The organism is Oryzomonas sagensis, assembly GCF_008802355.1.
Taxonomy (GTDB): domain Bacteria; phylum Desulfobacterota; class Desulfuromonadia; order Geobacterales; family Pseudopelobacteraceae; genus Oryzomonas; species Oryzomonas sagensis.
Genome location: NZ_VZRA01000016.1, coordinates 1 through 261 on the forward strand (window position 1 = coordinate 1; position 261 = coordinate 261).

Here is a 261-nt window from a genome sequence, read left to right on the forward strand (position 1 = left end):
CTGGACTATTTCCACGATCTCGGCATCATTGCCCTGCCCACGACGGTCATTGTGGACAAGGAGCGGGTCATCCGGTACGAGCTTTCCGGCTATCCCCTGGTGGGCGCGGAAGAGATGGCGGATTTCGTGACCGCATCCCTGGAGGGGGCGAAACCGGCCATAGCGGCGAAGAAGGGATATCAGCCGACCAAGAACGCGCTTCGTTTCTACAACATGGGGCGGAACACCCTGAAGTCGGGGCGCATGGCCGAGAGTTCCGAG

At 60.9% G+C, this 261-nt stretch carries 1 protein-coding gene; it reads left to right on the forward strand.

The features are described 5' to 3' along the window. A partial coding sequence (locus tag F6V30_RS17235; protein ID WP_191965760.1) for a thioredoxin domain-containing protein occupies nucleotides 1-261 on the forward strand: 261 nt, incomplete at both ends.